This window comes from Pedobacter sp. GW460-11-11-14-TSB4 (assembly GCF_059423705.1).
The window spans coordinates 19271-35873 of the sequence record NZ_JBWKYI010000013.1 but is presented as its reverse complement, the minus strand read 5'-3'; the positions used below and the strand labels follow the sequence as shown (position 1 = coordinate 35873).

Genomic DNA, 16603 nt, shown 5'->3' with positions numbered 1-16603 from the left:
GTATGTTCTTAAAACCCTAACAACATTCTGGGGTTATACATTATATTCGTTATCATACATGAGCAAAAAAGAGGCCGAAAAAGATCCGCATAAAAATATTATCATAAAAGGTGCCCGTGTGCACAACCTCAAAAACATCGATGTTGCCATTCCAAAAAACAAACTTGTGGTGGTAACCGGTATGTCTGGTTCGGGGAAATCTTCGCTGGCATTTGATACTTTATATGCAGAGGGGCAACGCCGATATGTAGAAAGTTTATCTTCTTATGCCCGCCAGTTTATGGGCCGGATGAATAAACCCGATGTTGATTATATTAAAGGTATTGCACCGGCAATTGCCATCGAACAAAAGGTAATTACTTCCAACCCGCGTTCTACCGTCGGTACCTCGACAGAAATTTACGATTACCTGAAACTGCTTTTCTCCCGTATCGGGAAAACCATTTCGCCTGTTTCGGGAAAAGAAGTGAAAAAAGATTCGGTAAGCACGGTGGTCGATTATGTAAATGCCATGCCTGAAGATACAACGGTAACCATTTTTTGCCCGCTATATCCGCACAATAACCGTACGATTAAAGAAGAACTGGCTATTTTATTACAGAAAGGATTTTTAAGGGTCCTGATTAATGATAAAATAGAAAAGATAGAAACAGTTTTAGATGATGCTGATTTTAAGGATGCAGAACTTACAGATGATAAAACCGTTCAGATCCTGATTGATCGTATTGTAACCAATCAGGAGGAAGAAACTTTAAGCAGATTGGCCGATTCGGCGCAGACAGCTTTTTTTGAAGGTAAAGGCGATTGTTATGTAGAGGCCCAGGGTACTACGAAACATTTTAGCGATCGCTTTGAACTGGACGGAATAAAGTTCGAAGAACCTACGCCAAACTTTTTCTCTTTCAACAACCCTTATGGGGCCTGCAAACGCTGCGAAGGTTATGGAAATGTAATCGGCATTGATGAAGATCTGGTGATTCCTGATAAGAGCAAAAGTGTTTACGATAATGCCATTGCCCCCTGGCGTGGCGAAAAAATGAATGTGTGGTTGCAGAATTTTATCAAAGCTGCGCCAAAATTCGAATTCCCGATCCACCGGCCTTATAGTGCTTTAACCGAAACAGAGCAACAGTTGCTCTGGACAGGGAATAAATATTTTGCAGGCCTGGATGCTTTTTTCAAAGAACTGGAAGAGCAGACTTATAAAATTCAATACCGCGTCATGTTATCCCGTTACCGCGGTAAAACCACTTGTCCGGATTGTAAAGGTTCGCGTTTGCGTAAAGATGCTTCTTATGTAAAGATTGCTGAAAAATCGATTATCGATGTGGTGCTGATGCCTTTGGCAAAAGCCCTGGTTTTCTTTAACGAGCTGAAATTAAATACTAACGATACCAAAATTGCCAAACGTTTACTGGCAGAGATTGATAACCGTTTTCTTTATTTAAACAATGTAGGTTTAGGCTACCTTACCCTAAACCGTTTATCAAATACGCTTTCGGGTGGTGAATCGCAAAGGATTAACCTGGCCACATCATTGGGAAGTAGTTTGGTGGGTTCTATTTACGTTTTGGACGAACCGAGTATCGGATTGCACCCACGCGATACGAATAAACTGATTGAAGTATTAATCTCGCTCCGTAATGTAGGCAATACCGTTTTAGTGGTGGAGCACGAAGAAGAAATGATGCGCGCAGCCGATTACATTATCGATATTGGCCCTGAGGCTGGTACCCATGGTGGTAATTTAGTTTTCAGTGGTAACTACGAGGAGATTTTAAAAGATAAAAATAGTTTAACCGGCCGTTACCTGTCGGGATTGGAAAAAATTGCCATTCCGGATAAACGCCGTAAATGGAAAGACCATATCCTGATTAAAGGTGCGAGGGAAAACAACCTGCAGAATATTGACGTGAAGTTTCCGTTGGGTGTTTTTACCGCAGTAAGTGGTGTTTCTGGATCAGGAAAAACCAGTTTGGTTAAAAAAATCTTATATCCGGCATTGCAAAAAGCAATCGGAAATTACGCGGGTGAACAAACGGGTGCTTATGATGGCATTTTTGGCAATTACGATCTGGTCAGCGCTGTAGAAATGGTCGATCAGAATCCGATTGGTCGCTCCAGCCGTTCTAATCCGGTTACCTATGTTAAAGCGTGGGATGATATCCGTGCGCTGTTTTCTGGTTTAGCATCTGCAAAAGCTGCAGGCTTAAAGCCAGCTGCTTTCTCTTTCAACGTAGAAGGCGGCCGTTGCGATGTTTGCCAGGGTGAGGGCGAAGTGAAGATCGAAATGCAGTTTATGGCCGATATTTACCTGCCTTGTGAAGCCTGTAACGGTAAACGTTTTAAACAACAGGTTTTAGATGTGACCTATAAAGAGAAAAACGTATCCGAAATTTTGGATATGACCATTGAAGAAGCGGTTGAGTTTTTTAAGGATGAACAAAAGATCCTCAATAAATTAAATCCATTGGTTGATGTAGGTTTGGGTTATGTGCATTTAGGTCAATCTTCTAATACCTTATCGGGTGGTGAGGCGCAGCGTATTAAACTGGCGTCGTTTTTAATTAAAGGAAATAATGCCAATAAAACGCTGTTTATCTTTGATGAGCCAACAACTGGACTGCATTTTCATGATATTAAAAAACTGTTAAAAGCACTGAATACACTCATTGAACAAGGGAACACGATTTTGGTGATTGAACATAATATGGACATGATTAAATGTGCTGATTGGGTTATCGATATCGGCCCTGAAGGGGGCGATGGCGGTGGTCAGGTGGTATTTGAAGGCATACCCGAAGATTTAGTTCAGGTAGAAAAATCGTACACCGGAAAATATTTAGCATCGCATTTAAATTTAAATCCATAATTTCGGCAATGCTTTTTCTAACGTTTTTCATAGGCATCATTCTCAATGCCATGGGGTATATTCCTCCCGGCAATATTAATCTCACCGTTGCGCAGCTCGCCATTAACAAAGGCATGCGCCAGGTTTGGTACTTTATTCTTTCCTTCTCTTGCGTAGAAGTATTTTTCACCTTTGGGATGATGCGTTTTGCCCGCTGGGCCATGAGCGATATCAATCCGAACGAAGCGGTAAGTGAAGTGCGCTTAAGTACTTTGGTCGATTGTTTCATGATCGTGATGTTTTTGGTGATGGGAACGATTACCTGGAAAAACAGGAAAAAAGTACCCAAAACCAGCAATAAAAAAGAAGATAAACGCAGTGGGAGTGTGTTATATGGATTGATTTTAGGGGTGTTAAATCCTGTTCAGATTCCATTCTGGTTGTTTTTTGGTAACTATGTGATTTTACATCAATGGATCGAAACCGATTACCTGTCACTGGTAATCTTTAGTTTGGGCTCCGGTGTGGGTTCTACACTGGCACTTTACCTATATGCGCATTTTGCAACTTATATTCAGGAAAAGTTTGCGCTGAGCAGTTTAATTATTAATAAATCGATTGCGATATTTTTATATGCATTGGCGGCCTATCTGGTGGTAAAACAGCTGATCGTTATTCTATAGTCTAATCAAAGCGGTTGTATCATAAATATAGAATTGTCATCCTAAGCCTGTCGAAGGATCTACTTAAATACCTTATCCCAAGGTCTGTGTCTCCACAGACCTTTTGTTTTTTGGAAGTTTCCTGAATTGGTAATTTGTTTTTTTTGCCACGGAAACACGGAAAGCACGGAACAGATGCACTTGGTTTATTATCTTGGAAATGTTATCGGTCTGAGCTCGCTGAAGATCGAACAACCGTTTTCTTTCCAAGATCTATGGCCTCACAGACCTTCCAGTTGGCTTTTGTCAAGTATTCAATAGGAAGAAATTATTTGTTTTTCGTTCTGCGAGGACACAGACCGGGGAATATAGTAAAGGCAAGATCCACAGCATGTTTCTGTTATAAAATTGATACATAGTTATGCTTCGGTTAACCTAATCATAACATTAAATTTATGTTTAAGAAGCCTAACCAAGCTAATATTGGGCTTTGATACAAAACATATCTTATCCTTATGTCTAACAGACGATTTTTTCTGAAAAATAGTTTGGCCGCTGCTGTAGTAGCCAGTATTTCGCCGGTTCTTTCCTCATTTGCTGAAGAACACAGCGCTCCCGCCAGACCGGGCAAAGCACCTAAACTTCGTTTCGCCATTGCATCCGATGGGCATTATGGCCAGCCCGGAACAGATTATAAACTTCATCACGAAAATATTGTAAAGTGGTTAAATGAATCTCACGATAAAAATCCTTTAAACTTTGTGATCATTAATGGAGATCTGGTACACGATCGTCCGGAACTATTATCAGAAGTAAAAAAAGAATATTACGATAAACTTAAAGTTCCTTTTTATGCTATCCCGGGTAACCACGATCATGCCGACGCGAAGATCTGGAAATCGGTTTTTGGTTACGAGGATAACTTTTCTTTCGAAAAAAATGGAGTAGGTTTCGTTTTGGCCAACACTTCAGATACCAAAGGAACTTATTTATGCCCTAACAACGATTTTTTAAAACAGGAGCTCGATAAGTTTAAAAACCTAAAAACTGTTTTCGTGGTGCTGCATATCCCACCTCATTTCTGGGTGCCCGAAAGTCCTTTTGTAGAATGTCCGGATACGATTAAGCTCCTGCACAGCTATGCAAATGTAAAAGCCGTATTCCATGGACATGACCATAGTCTCGATGCTGTCTTTTATACTGATAAACTTCCTCATTTCTTCGATGCCCATATTGGTGGAAACTGGGGCACAGCCTACAAAGGTTACCGGATTGTAGAGGTTGATGAAAATGATAAGATCCAAACTTATCAGGTTAACGCAAGTGGATCACCACTGTTGAATGAAACGAAATTCTAACTGATATATTAAACTAAAATGAAAAAGATACTTTTAGCAATCACTTTTGCAGGTATTGCACTGAATTGTTCTGCCCAAAAGATTACAGAAGGTCAGTCGGAAGTTAAGATTGGGACAGACGCTGCACAACCCTTTTTGTTTTCTTTGAACACGCTAACCGCAGAAAATCCCCGCTGGAATATCCATTATTCAGGGAGTTATGGAGAAAGAACCAATGGACAGTTCGGTTATGATGGTTTAGGACAACAGTTTGGGGTTAAGGGATATTTGGGCAGCAGGTTTACTTTGTATGCCACTGCTGCAATCGGTTTTGCCAATTCAGGGGGCGTAACCAGTGCAGAACAAGCTGAAGTAATCAGAGATTTTGTGGGCGGTAAAGGCTTAGCTGGTTTTAGATTAGGTGCTGGTTTAGGCTTAAGTAGAGATTGGTCGAACGTAGGTTCTGCGATTAGCCGGATTACTGCTTCATTCGATCAAACAAACTGGAGAATGGCGGGTAATCTTCGCTTCGAAAAAGCTTTTGATAAAACAAGGGATAAGCTTGATTTTATTACGAGTTTTGGCTATCAGCACCGCGTTTCTAATGTTTTGTACCTTGGTTTCGAAGCCTTAGGACAGGATTTAGAAGGGTTTTGGGAAAAAGACGAGGCAGAAGGTGGTGCAAAGGTAATGATTGGGCCCTCAATCAATCTGGAACCAAACCATTCAAAACTTTCGTTCTCTATTTCCGGCGGACCTGTTTTTTATGCAACCCGCAGTCAGGCTATTCCATCAGAGGCTATACGCGAAATTGGTTCAGTAGCGTCTGGTAATGGTTATACCATCAGGGCCCTGGTTAATTTTAATCTTCATCGCTAGTGCTGCTATCTTCAATTTAAGAAAAATGAAAAAATCATACTTATTATTACTCTTGTGTTTCTTTTTTATCCAAAGAGGATTTGCACAATGGCCGGGCAAAAACGAAAGCACCCAGCAGATTTTATTGCCCAATGGATGGAAACTGAGTCCGGCGGGGCATTCGCTGCAATTGGGCGATTTGCCTTTAAACATGCAACTGAGCGCTTCGGGTAAATATCTTGCCATTACCAACAACGGACAAAGTACCCAGTCGTTACAATTGCTTGATGTCAAAACAGAAAAGATTATTGATGAAAAAGTCCTGAGCAAATCGTGGTATGGAATCGCATTTAGTAAAGACGAAAAACACCTGTATGCCTCAGGTGGTAACGATAACTGGATTTTGGATTTTAATATTCAGAACGGTAAACTGGGCAAAAGCGATACGATTAAACTCGGTCCGGTTTGGCCAAAAGGAAAAATCAGTCCGGCAGGGATTGTGGTAAACAAAAACAACAGTAAACTATATACCGTAACCAAAGAGGATAGCAGTTTATACATCATCAATCCAGCAGAAAAGCAGATCCTTAAAAAAATCCAGCTTCCGGCAATTGCCTACAGTTGTGTTTTATCAACGGATGAAAGTAAACTCTATGTTTCGCTCTGGGGCGGGAAATCAGTTGCGGTAATCGATCTGATATCAGAAAACATCTCACAGCGTATTCCGGTTGGCGATCATCCAAATGAACTATTGCTTAATAAAAAAGGCAATATTCTTTTTGTAGCCAATGCAAACGATAATACCGTTTCGGTCATTAATACCTTGAACAATAAGGTAATTGAAACCATTGCTACTACACTCTATGCCACGCAGTTAACAGGCTCGACTACTAATGGTTTAGCTTTAAGTGCCAACGAAAAAACTTTGTACATTGCCAATGCTGACAATAACTGTTTAGCCGTTTTTGATGTAAGTAAACCTGGACTAAGCCTGAGTCAGGGTTTTATTCCGGTAGGCTGGTATCCAACCAGTGTGAAGGTTCTGGGTTCGAAAATTCTCGTTACCAACGGTAAAGGGAATACGCCTATGGCGAACCCTCAGGGGCCACAACCCATTTCTAAAGTAGATAACAGCGGTTATCACATGGGCAGTACGGCCAATAGCAGACTGCAGTATATTGCTGGTTTGTTTAAAGGTACCTTATCTTTTATCGACGCGCCAAAACCTGAACAGTTAAAGGTATATACCAAACAGGTTTATGCCAATACACCTTTTACTGATAAACGGACGATTACTGCCGATGGTGAAGCCGGAAATCCTATTCCGCGTAAACAGAATGAAAAATCGCCTATTAAACATGTTTTTTATATCATCAAAGAAAACAGAACCTATGATCAGGTGCTTGGCGATATGCCAAAAGGAAACGGAGATTCTAAATTGACACTTTTCGGCAGAAAAATTACACCTAACCAGCATGCTTTTGCCGAAAACTATGTGTTGCTGGATAATTTCTATGTGGATGCGGAGGTAAGTGCCGATGGACACAACTGGAGCATGGCTGCTTACGCCACAGATGTAGTCGAGAAAACATGGCCAACCAGTTATGGTGCACGTGGTGGAAGCACCAGCTTCGAAGGCGGCAGGCCGGTAACCTATCCAAAAGGTGGTTTTATCTGGGATTACTGCCAAAGGGCCGGGGTAAGCTACCGCAGTTATGGTGAGTTTGGCGATTATGGCAAGGCAAATATTAAATCACTGCAAGGCCATATGTGTACCGCTTCGCCGGGTTTTGACATGGACATTAAAGATCAGGTGCGGGTAGATGCCTGGCAGCATGATTTCGATTCGTTATTGGTTGCGGGTGTTGTACCCCAGTTTAATACTTTAAGAATATCTAATGATCATACCAGCGGACAAAAGAAAGGTAAATACTCGCCACAGGCGGCAGTTGCCGATAACGATTTGGCGGTTGGCCGTATTTTGGAGCATTTATCGCACAGCAAAATCTGGAAAGAATCGGTTGTTTTTATTCTGGAAGATGATGCACAAAACGGTCCCGATCATGTTGATGCACACCGTTCGCCGGCTTATGTGGTTGGTCCTTACGTAAAAAGAAATACGCCTGTTCATACCATGTATTCTACTTCCGGGTTTTTAAGAACAATGGAACTTATTTTAGGATTGCCGCCCATGAGCCAGTACGATGCTGCAGCCATGCCTTTATACGAATGTTTTACGGCTACGCCTGATTTTACACCTTATAATGTGATTCAGCCGCTTATTGATTTAGATACGAGGAATGTGGCCGTAAATGAGAGCAGCAGACGTTCTGAACTGTTCAATTTTGCCAAGGAAGATTCGGCACCGGATTTAGATTTAAACGAAGTGGTGTGGAAATCGGTGAAAGGCGAACAATCGGTAATGCCGGCGCCAAAACGGAGTGCTTTTGTCATTCTCGAGAAGAAGAAAAAAGATGATGATGATTAGCGACCAGTCATGATTACATTTTAAACAAAAAGGCAATTTTCGATTCAGGAAGTTGCCTTTTTGTTTGAGTGATCTGCTTCCTTGGTCAGTGTCCTCACAGACCATTTTGTTTTTCTACGTTACATCAAGGATTTATCCAGATGAATTTATATCATCATTTCCTGAAGTGCAACGAAATGGATAAATTTTTTGCTAAAAATCTAGGTGGTCTGTGGGGACACAGACCACGGGGATCAGGATTGACGAAGTTCTTCGGCAAAGCCTGAACTTTATTAACGTTGTTTAGCAAAGTGCATAAAAAACCCAAATTAAAAGATCTGTCCACTATAAGAAGAGTCGAGGCAAGCAGTGCCTTGTAATAACGATCTTATTTATAATTTCCAGTCTGGTCTTTCGAAGTGGCAGGTATAACCGTAAGGGTTTTTCTGTAAATAATCCTGGTGTTCTTCTTCAGCATTCCAGAAATCGGTTTCAGGTACCACCTCGGTTACAATTTTTCCAGGCCACTTGCCAGAAGCATCCAGCTCGGCAATCAATGCATTTGCCGTGTTTTTCTGTTCTTCACTATTGTAGAAAATGGCAGAACGGTAGGATGTACCTACATCATTTCCCTGTCGGTTTCGTGTGCTCGGATCGTGGATCTGGAAGAAGTATGCTAATAATTTGCGATAGGTTAAAACAGTTGGATCAAAGGTAACTTCAATGGCTTCGGCATGTGTGCCATGGTTCCGGTAAGTGGCATTGGGAACATCACCTCCGGTATATCCAACCACTGTGGAGATCACCCCAGGATAATGACGGATCAGTTCTTCTACTCCCCAAAAGCAGCCGCCTGCAAGAATGGCTTTTTCAGTATTCATATATCTTTCCTTTTTTAATTAAATAAAGGTACGGCGAAGATGTGTAAAAGGAAAGTAATTAGTTATCAGTTGGCAGTTCTGTAATTGCAATAAGAAGTTCTGATCGAACGGTTAATCGTTTCATGTGTGCAGGCGGTGGTTTTGAAGTCGAAGTAGGAAGTTTTAAAGTCGCAGTAAGAAGTTTTAAAGTCGCAGTAAGGAGTTTTAAAGTTGCAGTAAGGAGTTTTAAAGTCGCAGTAAGAAGTTTTGAAGTTGCAGTAAGGAGTTTTAAAGTCGCAGTAAGAAGTTTTGAAGTCGCAGTAGTAAGTTTTAAAGTTGCAGTAGGAAGTTTTAAAGTCGCAGTAAGGAGTTTTAAAGTCGCAGTAGAAAGTTTTAAAGTCGCAGTAAGGAGTTTTAAAGTCGCAGTAATAAATTTTAAAGTTTTGGGCGTGCTTTTTATCTGGTTTTATCCCCAAAATCATTTAACCGCATTACAAATGCGAATCTCATCAATCCTCGTTACAAACGAGGACTATATGGTTCAGTTGGCAATTTGCAATTTTCAGTTTAGCTATAAATTGTTAACCGCCAACTGCGAACTGAAAACTGTTCTGCTAGATAATATTCCGTGTAATTTTTCCTTTGATGATGTAAAGTGCCTGAATACTTTTTTTGTGGATTACCGTATCGCCTTTGAAATTTGGATTTGAAGAACGGAGGATGAGTTTGCTCTCATCGGCGTGCTGAAAAATTAATTTTATGGTACGCAGACTGTTACTGTTTTCATCCGTCATTATCACATAAGCTTCGCCCCACTGTAAGATTTCGTAATTGGTAATTTCTTTTATGGCTATAATTTCACCTGCGGCATATTTGGGATACATACTATCGCCATAAACCGGTAAATAGGCGGTGCAATCGTTAAAGGGAAGGTAATTTACCAGGTATTCTGCGCGTTGTTCTTCTACGATGAGCTCTTTAGCATCAGATAGGCTCATGTCAAAATAGGGAACACCCTCTTTGCTTTCGCCAACGGCCCGTTTCTTTTTAAAGAAGGGTTCGCCGGTTCCATTTTCAAGCCAGGTTAAATTTACATCGAATTTAAGCTCGAGTTTATCTTTAATGGAATTGGATACATTGATCCTTTCTCTTAAAATATCCGAAAGAGAGCCTTGTTTGATATTCAACGCCATAGCAAAATCTTTTTGGGTTCTAAATCCCAACAAATCCATTAGTGTTTTTAAGCGCTGATTTTCATTCATAAGGTAAAGATGTTAATAAGTTTTATGTATAATTAATAGTTAAACTTATTTTGTTTTGCTAAATTCGTTAGCTAATATAATCATTTAAAAATATACGGCTATGGAAGGGATCTCAAATTTTAAAAAAGAAACGATGGCATTTATTGATGCTATTGAAAGCTTTTTTTTGTCAAATGGTATAGGCCATCATTTACAGTTTCTCAAAAACTGGTTAAACCCACCTCAAAACGAATTTGATTATTCGCCGCAAAAGCATCCTGCGCAACTGTTGGTTTTTTACGAAAAGCTGTTGCCGCTGTTCGATTATTCAGATTTAATTTTTAATCGGATTGAAACCGATACGGCCTTTGTAAAAGCGATTGAGGCTGATGAATGCAGCCTGGCACGCGAAGCGGTTTTGCTTGAATATTGTCCGAAATTATTGAGCAAAGTGGAAATGGAAAGTCCAAAATTTACCTTTCTCGATATTTTTATCTTCTTTGAATCGGAGAGCTATAAATTAATTTACAAAGAATGGTTACTGGCCGGATTGGAAAATAAGCTCGATCTGGATTGGGACCAGTATATTTTTCCGTTTTATGAAAACACTAAAAAAATGCTGGAGGCCTGCTGGCTCATCCACGAAAGGGTAATCACTAAAAATAGTTTTAAAAGTCTCGATCGCTATTATCACATGGCCATGTTCGAAAGTACATCGCCACTGGCTTTTGATCAGGAATTATTTGATGATCCATTTCAGGCAATTGAATTTTTCTTTAGTTTGGATAACCTTGCAGGTCACAAAGCCTACCTGAAAAAATGGTATAAAATAGCCTTGTCAGAAGATAACCGTGTAAGTGATGTTGCCGATTATTTTTTCCTTTATAACCAGTTTACAAAATTGCTTAATACCGGCTATTTAATTGCAAGCAAAAAACTAATTTATCAGGAAGACTTGCCCGAAGGCCTGGTTGCCACGAAAGGGCGTTTCATATCAAACGATGTGTATAATGAGGGGCTCTGCGAAGTAAATACACTCCCTGCCGAACATATCGAAAACCCTTACCGGTTTGTGGAGTCTTTTTTTGTTCCTGAAAAAATTAAACAGTTGCGCTTAGGGCTTTTAGAATGGCTGTATGCAGCATTTAGTACCGGGAGCAGCATTAAATTGATGGATAAGGAATTTTTATTTGAGCAGTATGAAGCCATGCTGATGATCGTGGAAGCTTTTTTTCTGATCATCGGAAATCCTTCACTAAGTGATGATGTTAAAGCGGAAAGGAGGCCTTTATGCGCAATAAATTTTTAAACCTTAGCCATTATGCCGTAAAAGAAGAAACTGTTATGCGCTTGTTAAAGGGTGTAACAGCGGCGGTACCCACTCAGTATATTTATCTCCACACCCACTTTTTTGCCGGTAAAGCGGTGCAGGAAATGCTGATTATGGTTTCGATTAAACATGTACGTATTTTGAACGAGTTAACACCAGTACTAAATATTGTATTTACCGGGCAAATGGAATTTAGTTACCGGGTTTTTCATGTACACGAGGTTGAGCAGGCTTTGCTGGATGGGAGTTTGTTTTTTTACTATGCCACTGGGGCTCAAAACGCTTTATTCAGTAAATCTGGAAGTTTTCTCGATCGTGGAACAGCTCACCTCCTTGCAGATCGGGTTAAAAGCATCTATCGACAAGAAATTAATAAAGCCAACCAATTTTTATCGGGTGCAAAGTTCTATTTTAAACAACAAAATTTCGAATACTGCACTTTTATGCTGCACGAGGTTTTCGATTTAACGTACCGGGCCGTTGAAGTTTTGGTGATGGGAAAGGATAAAAAAACACACCGCATCAAAGCCCATCAACTGTATATTAAAGCTTACGTAAAACAGCTGTCTGAGCTATTTAGCGATGATGAGGAAGAACTTTGCCTGTTGCATTTGCTTGATGAGGCTTACCTGGCTGTTCGGTATGAAAACAATTACCAGATTGGTGAACCAGATGTAATACGCCTGTTTGAAAAACTAGATTTATTGCACCATGTTGCAGAACAGGTATATCAGGCAATTATGAACAATCATTTCGATCAGCAGGTTACGGAAAGGTTTACTGGTTAATCATTGCTCATGAACTCACTCGGGGTTTTGCCGAAATGTTTTTTAAACTCTGAGCTAAAATATTTCCGGTCGTTAAAACCTACTGAATAAGCAATCTCGGCAATATTTCCTGTACCCTGTTTAAGTAATTGAGCGGCTCTTTTTATCCGCAACGATTTAATAAAGTCGTTTACGGAAAGGTCGGTCAGTGCCCTTATTTTTTTATATAACACAGGTTGGCTCATCCCAACTTCTGCTGATAAGGTAGGTACATCAAAATCAGGATCGGCAATCCGGTCTTCGATAAGTTGAATAATTTTATTTAAAAAATGCTGCTCGGTGGTATTAATCACCATGTTTCTGGGCTCGAGCGTAATTACCTGTGCAAATTTTTTTTTAACGGTTTCCCGGGCATTTAACAGGTTTTGAATGTTCAGTTCGAGTATCTTTAAGTTAAATGGCTTCATAATATAGGCATCAGCTCCGTTTTCGAAACCGTTTACCTGGTGTACGTAAGCCGATCTTGCCGTTAATAAAACTACCGGGATATGGCTGGTTCGCTCATCTGTTTTAAGTTTCCGGCATAATTCTAAGCCATCCATTACGGGCATCATTACATCGCTGATAATTAAATCGGGAATCAGATCTAAGGCGCATTCTAGTCCGGTTGCCCCGTTTTCGCGCTCATATATCTGATATGAAGGGCTTAAAGCCTGTTTAATAAAGGTTCTCACGTCTTCGTTATCTTCTACCAGTAAGATGCTGTTCTTTTTGTTTTTCCCTGAATCATCCTGCAGTACATCATCCTCCTTAATCTGTTCGGTTACCTGCGTTGTAGTACTAAGGCTGTAATTTAAGGCATCGTCGTAATAAACATAATCGGGAATAAAATCGGATGGATTAAAATGTTCTTTTCCTGTTTTTAAACTTACAGTGAAAGCCGTATTGCCAAAGGCCTTATCATTTTTAGGGGTACTTTCGAAACTAATCTGGCCATGATGCAGTTCTACAATGCTTTTAGAGAACGATAAGCCCAAACCTGTACCAATGGTGGTAGTGGCATTGGCCTGATAAAAATTGGTGAATAAACTGGCCTGGTTCTCCAAAGGAATACCCTTGCCATTATCGCAGATTTTAATATTAACCAATTGCTTTTCTGTTTCTATTTTTAGGCTGATTTTTCCGTTTACAGGTGTAAACTTAAAGGCATTTGAAAGTAGGTTAAACATCACTTTTTCCATTTGAACCTTATCAAAATAAAGCTCAATTGCTGCCTGTGTGGTTTCGAACTGGTAATCGATGTTTTTAGAAATCGCCATGTTCTGAAAAGCCAGAAATATTTCCCTGCAGAATTTTACCACATCACCAGGACTTACATGTAAGGCCATTTTTCCGCTTTCTGCCTTTCTAAAGTCGAGCAGTTCGGTAACTAAGTTCATCAAACGGTCGGCATTATTTTTTATCGGTTGCAGATCCCGGTTCAGGGCAGGATCGTCTTTAGCGTTTTCGATCAACTTATCTAACGGACCAACGATGAGGGTTAAAGGCGTGCGTATTTCGTGAGAAATATTGGTAAAAAACTCTAGCTTATGTTCATTAATTTCTTTTTCTTTTTTAAGTACGGCTTTTATCAACAAGTAACGTATAAATACAAAGGAAATGGCTGCAAAAGCACAAAAGTAAAACAGATAGGCCCACCATGTTCTGTAAAATGGCGGCAGAATTTTGATATCTAAGGTGCTGGTTTCATTGGTCCAAAGGCCATCGTTATTACTTCCTTTAACCATAAGTGTATAGTTTCCGGGCGAGAGGTTGGTATAACTGGCTGAGGGGATATCTACATAGTTCCAGTTTTTTTCAAAGCCTCCCAGTTTATAGGCATAACGGTTTTTATCGGATTTAATAAAGTTGAGTAGCGTAAAATCAATTGAAAATACATTCTGATCTGATTCGAAGGTAATTGATTTAATGGTGCTGATGTTTTGTTTAAGTAAACCATCTCCGGTATGCAGTGCTATGGGTTTATTAAACAGTTTTAATCCTGTAAAAATAACTGGTGGGGTGTTTTTGTTCTCTTTGATTTCATTGGGAAAAAAGCTCACCATTCCACTTAATCCACCAAAGAAAAAGGCACCTTTACTGTCTCTCAAAAATGACTTGTAATTAAATTCGTTGCCCGGCAGTCCATCTTTAATGTTGTATGTTTTAAAAGTTTTCTGCCTGGGGTTGTATTTACATAAACCTTTGTCGGTAGTTATCCAAAGGTTATTAAAATCATCTTCCAGTATGCCCATGATGTTGTTGCTGGGTAAGCCATCAAATGTGGTCATTCTAGAATAGCTATGGCGACCAGGGTTGAGCCTAAACAAACCGTTATGCGAAGTGCCCATGAGCAAATAACCAGCTTTATCGGTAGTTAAGCAAGTGATTTCGTTATATTTCAAAATTTCCGGATCGGCAGCAACGCGGCTAATAAACCGCTGGCTATCTTTTTTCAACTGGTAAAGACCTGAGTTGGTCGCTACCCAAAGGCATCTTTTGGCATCTTCAAAAATGTAATGCACCGCATCGGTTAAGCCGTTTACCCGGTTGCGGATAAATTTACCGGTAGTACTGTTAAAGCTATTTAAGCCACCGTTGGTGCCTACCCAAAAGCGCCCATAACTATCTTCAAAAAGGGCTGTAATTTCATCATTGCTAATGGATGAGGTATCGTTTTTGTGCTTGGTATATCTGACAAAAGTTTTGGTTTCTGGTTGAAAAAGGTTTAACCCTCCATAATGTGTTCCTACCCAAATTCTGTTTTTTTTATCCCGTATAACCGATTTTACCAAATTTGCACTTAAGCTTTTGGGATCGTTCGGGTTATTTTTATAACGGGTAAAAGTATCGTTTTTTCTATCGTAGTAATTTAACCCTTCGCCTTCGGTACCAATCCAGAGGTTTTGGTGCTGATCTTCCATGATCGAGCTGACTACGTTGCTGCTTAAGCCATTTGGCGCTGTAGTGCTTCTATAAACCTTAAAGGGTGTATAATTGGGATATACCATATTAATGGCTCCATAATAGGTGCCTACCCATATTATGCCCTGCCGGTCCTGATAAATATCGTAAACAGAGTTTTGGCTCAGGCTGGTTGGATCTTCGGGGATATTATGCAGGGAACTGAAGTTTTTAGTGGCAGGATTGTAGATGTTAATACCATGTAATGTTCCAATCCATAGTTTACCTTCCTGATCCATCATAATTTTGCGGACGTTATTGCTGCTAATTCCTGCTGGGTTAAGACTGGAGTATTGGTAGCTCGTAATGGTTTCCGTGCTGAGGTTTAACTTGCTTACACCCGTTTGTTTGGTGCCGATCCATAAATTATTTTCTCGGTCTTCAACCATGGTTGTAATGTGGTTATCAATCGCTTTGTTCAGCTCTTCGCTAAAATCTTTAAAATACCTGAGGTGTATTTTCCCATCTTTAAAGCGCATGTTTACTAAACCATAAGTTGTACTTAACCATAATGTTCCGTTATGGTCTTCTGTAATGGCATAAATTTGCTGGCGTTGCTTTTGCTTATCTAAAAAGCGTTTAAACTTATACTTTCCATTGGTGCTGAGCAGGTTTAAACCATTTGTGGTACCGATCCAAACGCGGTTCTTTTTGTCCTGAAAAATGCAACTTATTCCAGCATTACTAATGCTATTGGGATCTTTACTGTTGTGCACATAGTGGTCGAAGTTATCATCCCCTTCATTATATTTATTCAGCCCATTTGAGGTGCCAATTAATAATGTTCCATCTTTTAACGCTAAAATAGACGAGAGAAATGACGCATTGCTTAAACTTTTCTCATTATTTTCTTCGTGATAATATACCTTGAAAGATTTAGAATCGTATTTATTTAACCCGAACCGGGTGCCAAACCAGATAAAACCCCTGGCATCTTGAGCAATAGATAATACCGAACTTTGTGTGAGCCCGTTTTCTACATTGAGGTGTTTAAAAGCATATTTGTTTTGAGCATTACTTACAATGATAAAAAATACTAAAGTAAATGTTTGCAGGTATTTCATGTTGGCAGAAAGTGAGGGATGTTTAGCTTTTACCTGATTAAAAGTACAAAATGTTTCTATTATAAAAATCAAATACGTTTGGCAAAGCAATTTTAACACTTTATCTGATTATTTGCCTTGTTTAATGCTGTTTTCTGCCTTTATTTAGGATTTTTATACCTAT

Annotated in this window: 11 protein-coding genes; 8 read left to right on the top strand and 3 right to left on the bottom strand. The window is 39.8% G+C overall.

What is annotated here, in order from left to right:
• Positions 1-58 precede the first annotated feature (58 nt).
• From uvrA to AC07YT_RS14260, 5 genes are all read left to right on the top strand, one after another.
• Positions 59-2872, top strand: coding sequence for an excinuclease ABC subunit UvrA (uvrA, locus tag AC07YT_RS14280; protein WP_086544765.1), 2814 nt, complete (start codon positions 59-61; stop codon positions 2870-2872).
• An 8-nt stretch (positions 2873-2880) separates the two neighbouring features.
• Complete coding sequence (locus tag AC07YT_RS14275) at positions 2881-3534, top strand: LysE family transporter (protein WP_086544766.1); 654 nt, start codon at positions 2881-2883, stop codon at positions 3532-3534.
• A 494-nt stretch (positions 3535-4028) separates the two neighbouring features.
• The gene (locus AC07YT_RS14270; RefSeq protein ID WP_086544767.1) at positions 4029-4871 is read left to right on the top strand and encodes a metallophosphoesterase family protein; all 843 of its coding nucleotides are present in this window, start codon (positions 4029-4031) and stop codon (positions 4869-4871) included.
• 18 nt (positions 4872-4889) lie between these two features.
• Complete coding sequence (locus AC07YT_RS14265; RefSeq protein WP_086544768.1) at positions 4890-5729, top strand: hypothetical protein; 840 nt, start codon at positions 4890-4892, stop codon at positions 5727-5729.
• Positions 5730-5754: 25 nt separating this feature from the next.
• Positions 5755-8196, top strand: a complete 2442-nt coding sequence (locus AC07YT_RS14260) for a bifunctional YncE family protein/alkaline phosphatase family protein (protein WP_086544769.1) — start codon at positions 5755-5757, stop codon at positions 8194-8196.
• Between the two features lie 371 nt (positions 8197-8567).
• Here AC07YT_RS14260 and msrA read toward each other — a convergent pair whose 3' ends face one another.
• Positions 8568-9056, bottom strand: coding sequence for a peptide-methionine (S)-S-oxide reductase MsrA (gene msrA, locus AC07YT_RS14255; RefSeq protein WP_086544770.1), 489 nt, complete (start codon positions 9054-9056; stop codon positions 8568-8570).
• A gap of 122 nt (positions 9057-9178) precedes the next feature.
• On the opposite strand from msrA, the gene AC07YT_RS14250 reads away from it, so the two are divergent.
• Positions 9179-9745 carry a hypothetical protein gene (locus tag AC07YT_RS14250; RefSeq protein ID WP_494945377.1) on the top strand — a complete coding sequence of 189 codons (567 nt, stop codon included), beginning with the start codon at positions 9179-9181 and terminating at the stop codon, positions 9743-9745.
• Here AC07YT_RS14250 and AC07YT_RS14245 read toward each other — a convergent pair.
• Positions 9650-10297, bottom strand: a complete 648-nt coding sequence (locus AC07YT_RS14245; RefSeq protein ID WP_086544772.1) for a LexA family transcriptional regulator — start codon at positions 10295-10297, stop codon at positions 9650-9652. The two genes, AC07YT_RS14250 and AC07YT_RS14245, sit on opposite strands and share 96 nt — an antisense overlap.
• Before the next feature lie 100 nt (positions 10298-10397).
• Here AC07YT_RS14245 and AC07YT_RS14240 point away from each other — a divergent pair, with 100 nt between their 5' ends.
• On the top strand, positions 10398-11585 hold the full coding sequence (locus AC07YT_RS14240) for a hypothetical protein (protein ID WP_086544773.1): 1188 nt from the start codon (positions 10398-10400) through the stop codon (positions 11583-11585).
• A complete protein-coding gene (locus AC07YT_RS14235; RefSeq protein ID WP_086544774.1) occupies positions 11567-12394 on the top strand; it encodes a HEPN domain-containing protein in 828 nt (275 codons plus the stop codon). Before AC07YT_RS14240 ends, AC07YT_RS14235 begins: the two co-directional genes overlap by 19 nt.
• Here the strand turns inward: AC07YT_RS14235 and AC07YT_RS14230 are convergent.
• Positions 12391-16440, bottom strand: coding sequence for a hybrid sensor histidine kinase/response regulator (locus AC07YT_RS14230; RefSeq protein WP_494945376.1), 4050 nt, complete (start codon positions 16438-16440; stop codon positions 12391-12393). The two genes, AC07YT_RS14235 and AC07YT_RS14230, sit on opposite strands and share 4 nt — an antisense overlap.
• Positions 16441-16603: the final 163 nt, after the last annotated feature.

Coding starts and splice junctions, on each gene's coding strand:
- uvrA (WP_086544765.1), top strand. CDS start 59: ATGAGCAAAAAAGAGGCCGAAAAAGATCCGCATAAAAATATTATCATA.
- AC07YT_RS14275 (WP_086544766.1), top strand. CDS start 2,881: ATGCTTTTTCTAACGTTTTTCATAGGCATCATTCTCAATGCCATGGGG.
- AC07YT_RS14270 (WP_086544767.1), top strand. CDS start 4,029: ATGTCTAACAGACGATTTTTTCTGAAAAATAGTTTGGCCGCTGCTGTA.
- AC07YT_RS14265 (WP_086544768.1), top strand. CDS start 4,890: ATGAAAAAGATACTTTTAGCAATCACTTTTGCAGGTATTGCACTGAAT.
- AC07YT_RS14260 (WP_086544769.1), top strand. CDS start 5,755: ATGAAAAAATCATACTTATTATTACTCTTGTGTTTCTTTTTTATCCAA.
- msrA (WP_086544770.1), bottom strand. CDS start 9,056: ATGAATACTGAAAAAGCCATTCTTGCAGGCGGCTGCTTTTGGGGAGTA.
- AC07YT_RS14250 (WP_494945377.1), top strand. CDS start 9,179: ATGTGTGCAGGCGGTGGTTTTGAAGTCGAAGTAGGAAGTTTTAAAGTC.
- AC07YT_RS14245 (WP_086544772.1), bottom strand. CDS start 10,297: ATGAATGAAAATCAGCGCTTAAAAACACTAATGGATTTGTTGGGATTT.
- AC07YT_RS14240 (WP_086544773.1), top strand. CDS start 10,398: ATGGAAGGGATCTCAAATTTTAAAAAAGAAACGATGGCATTTATTGAT.
- AC07YT_RS14235 (WP_086544774.1), top strand. CDS start 11,567: ATGCGCAATAAATTTTTAAACCTTAGCCATTATGCCGTAAAAGAAGAA.
- AC07YT_RS14230 (WP_494945376.1), bottom strand. CDS start 16,440: ATGAAATACCTGCAAACATTTACTTTAGTATTTTTTATCATTGTAAGT.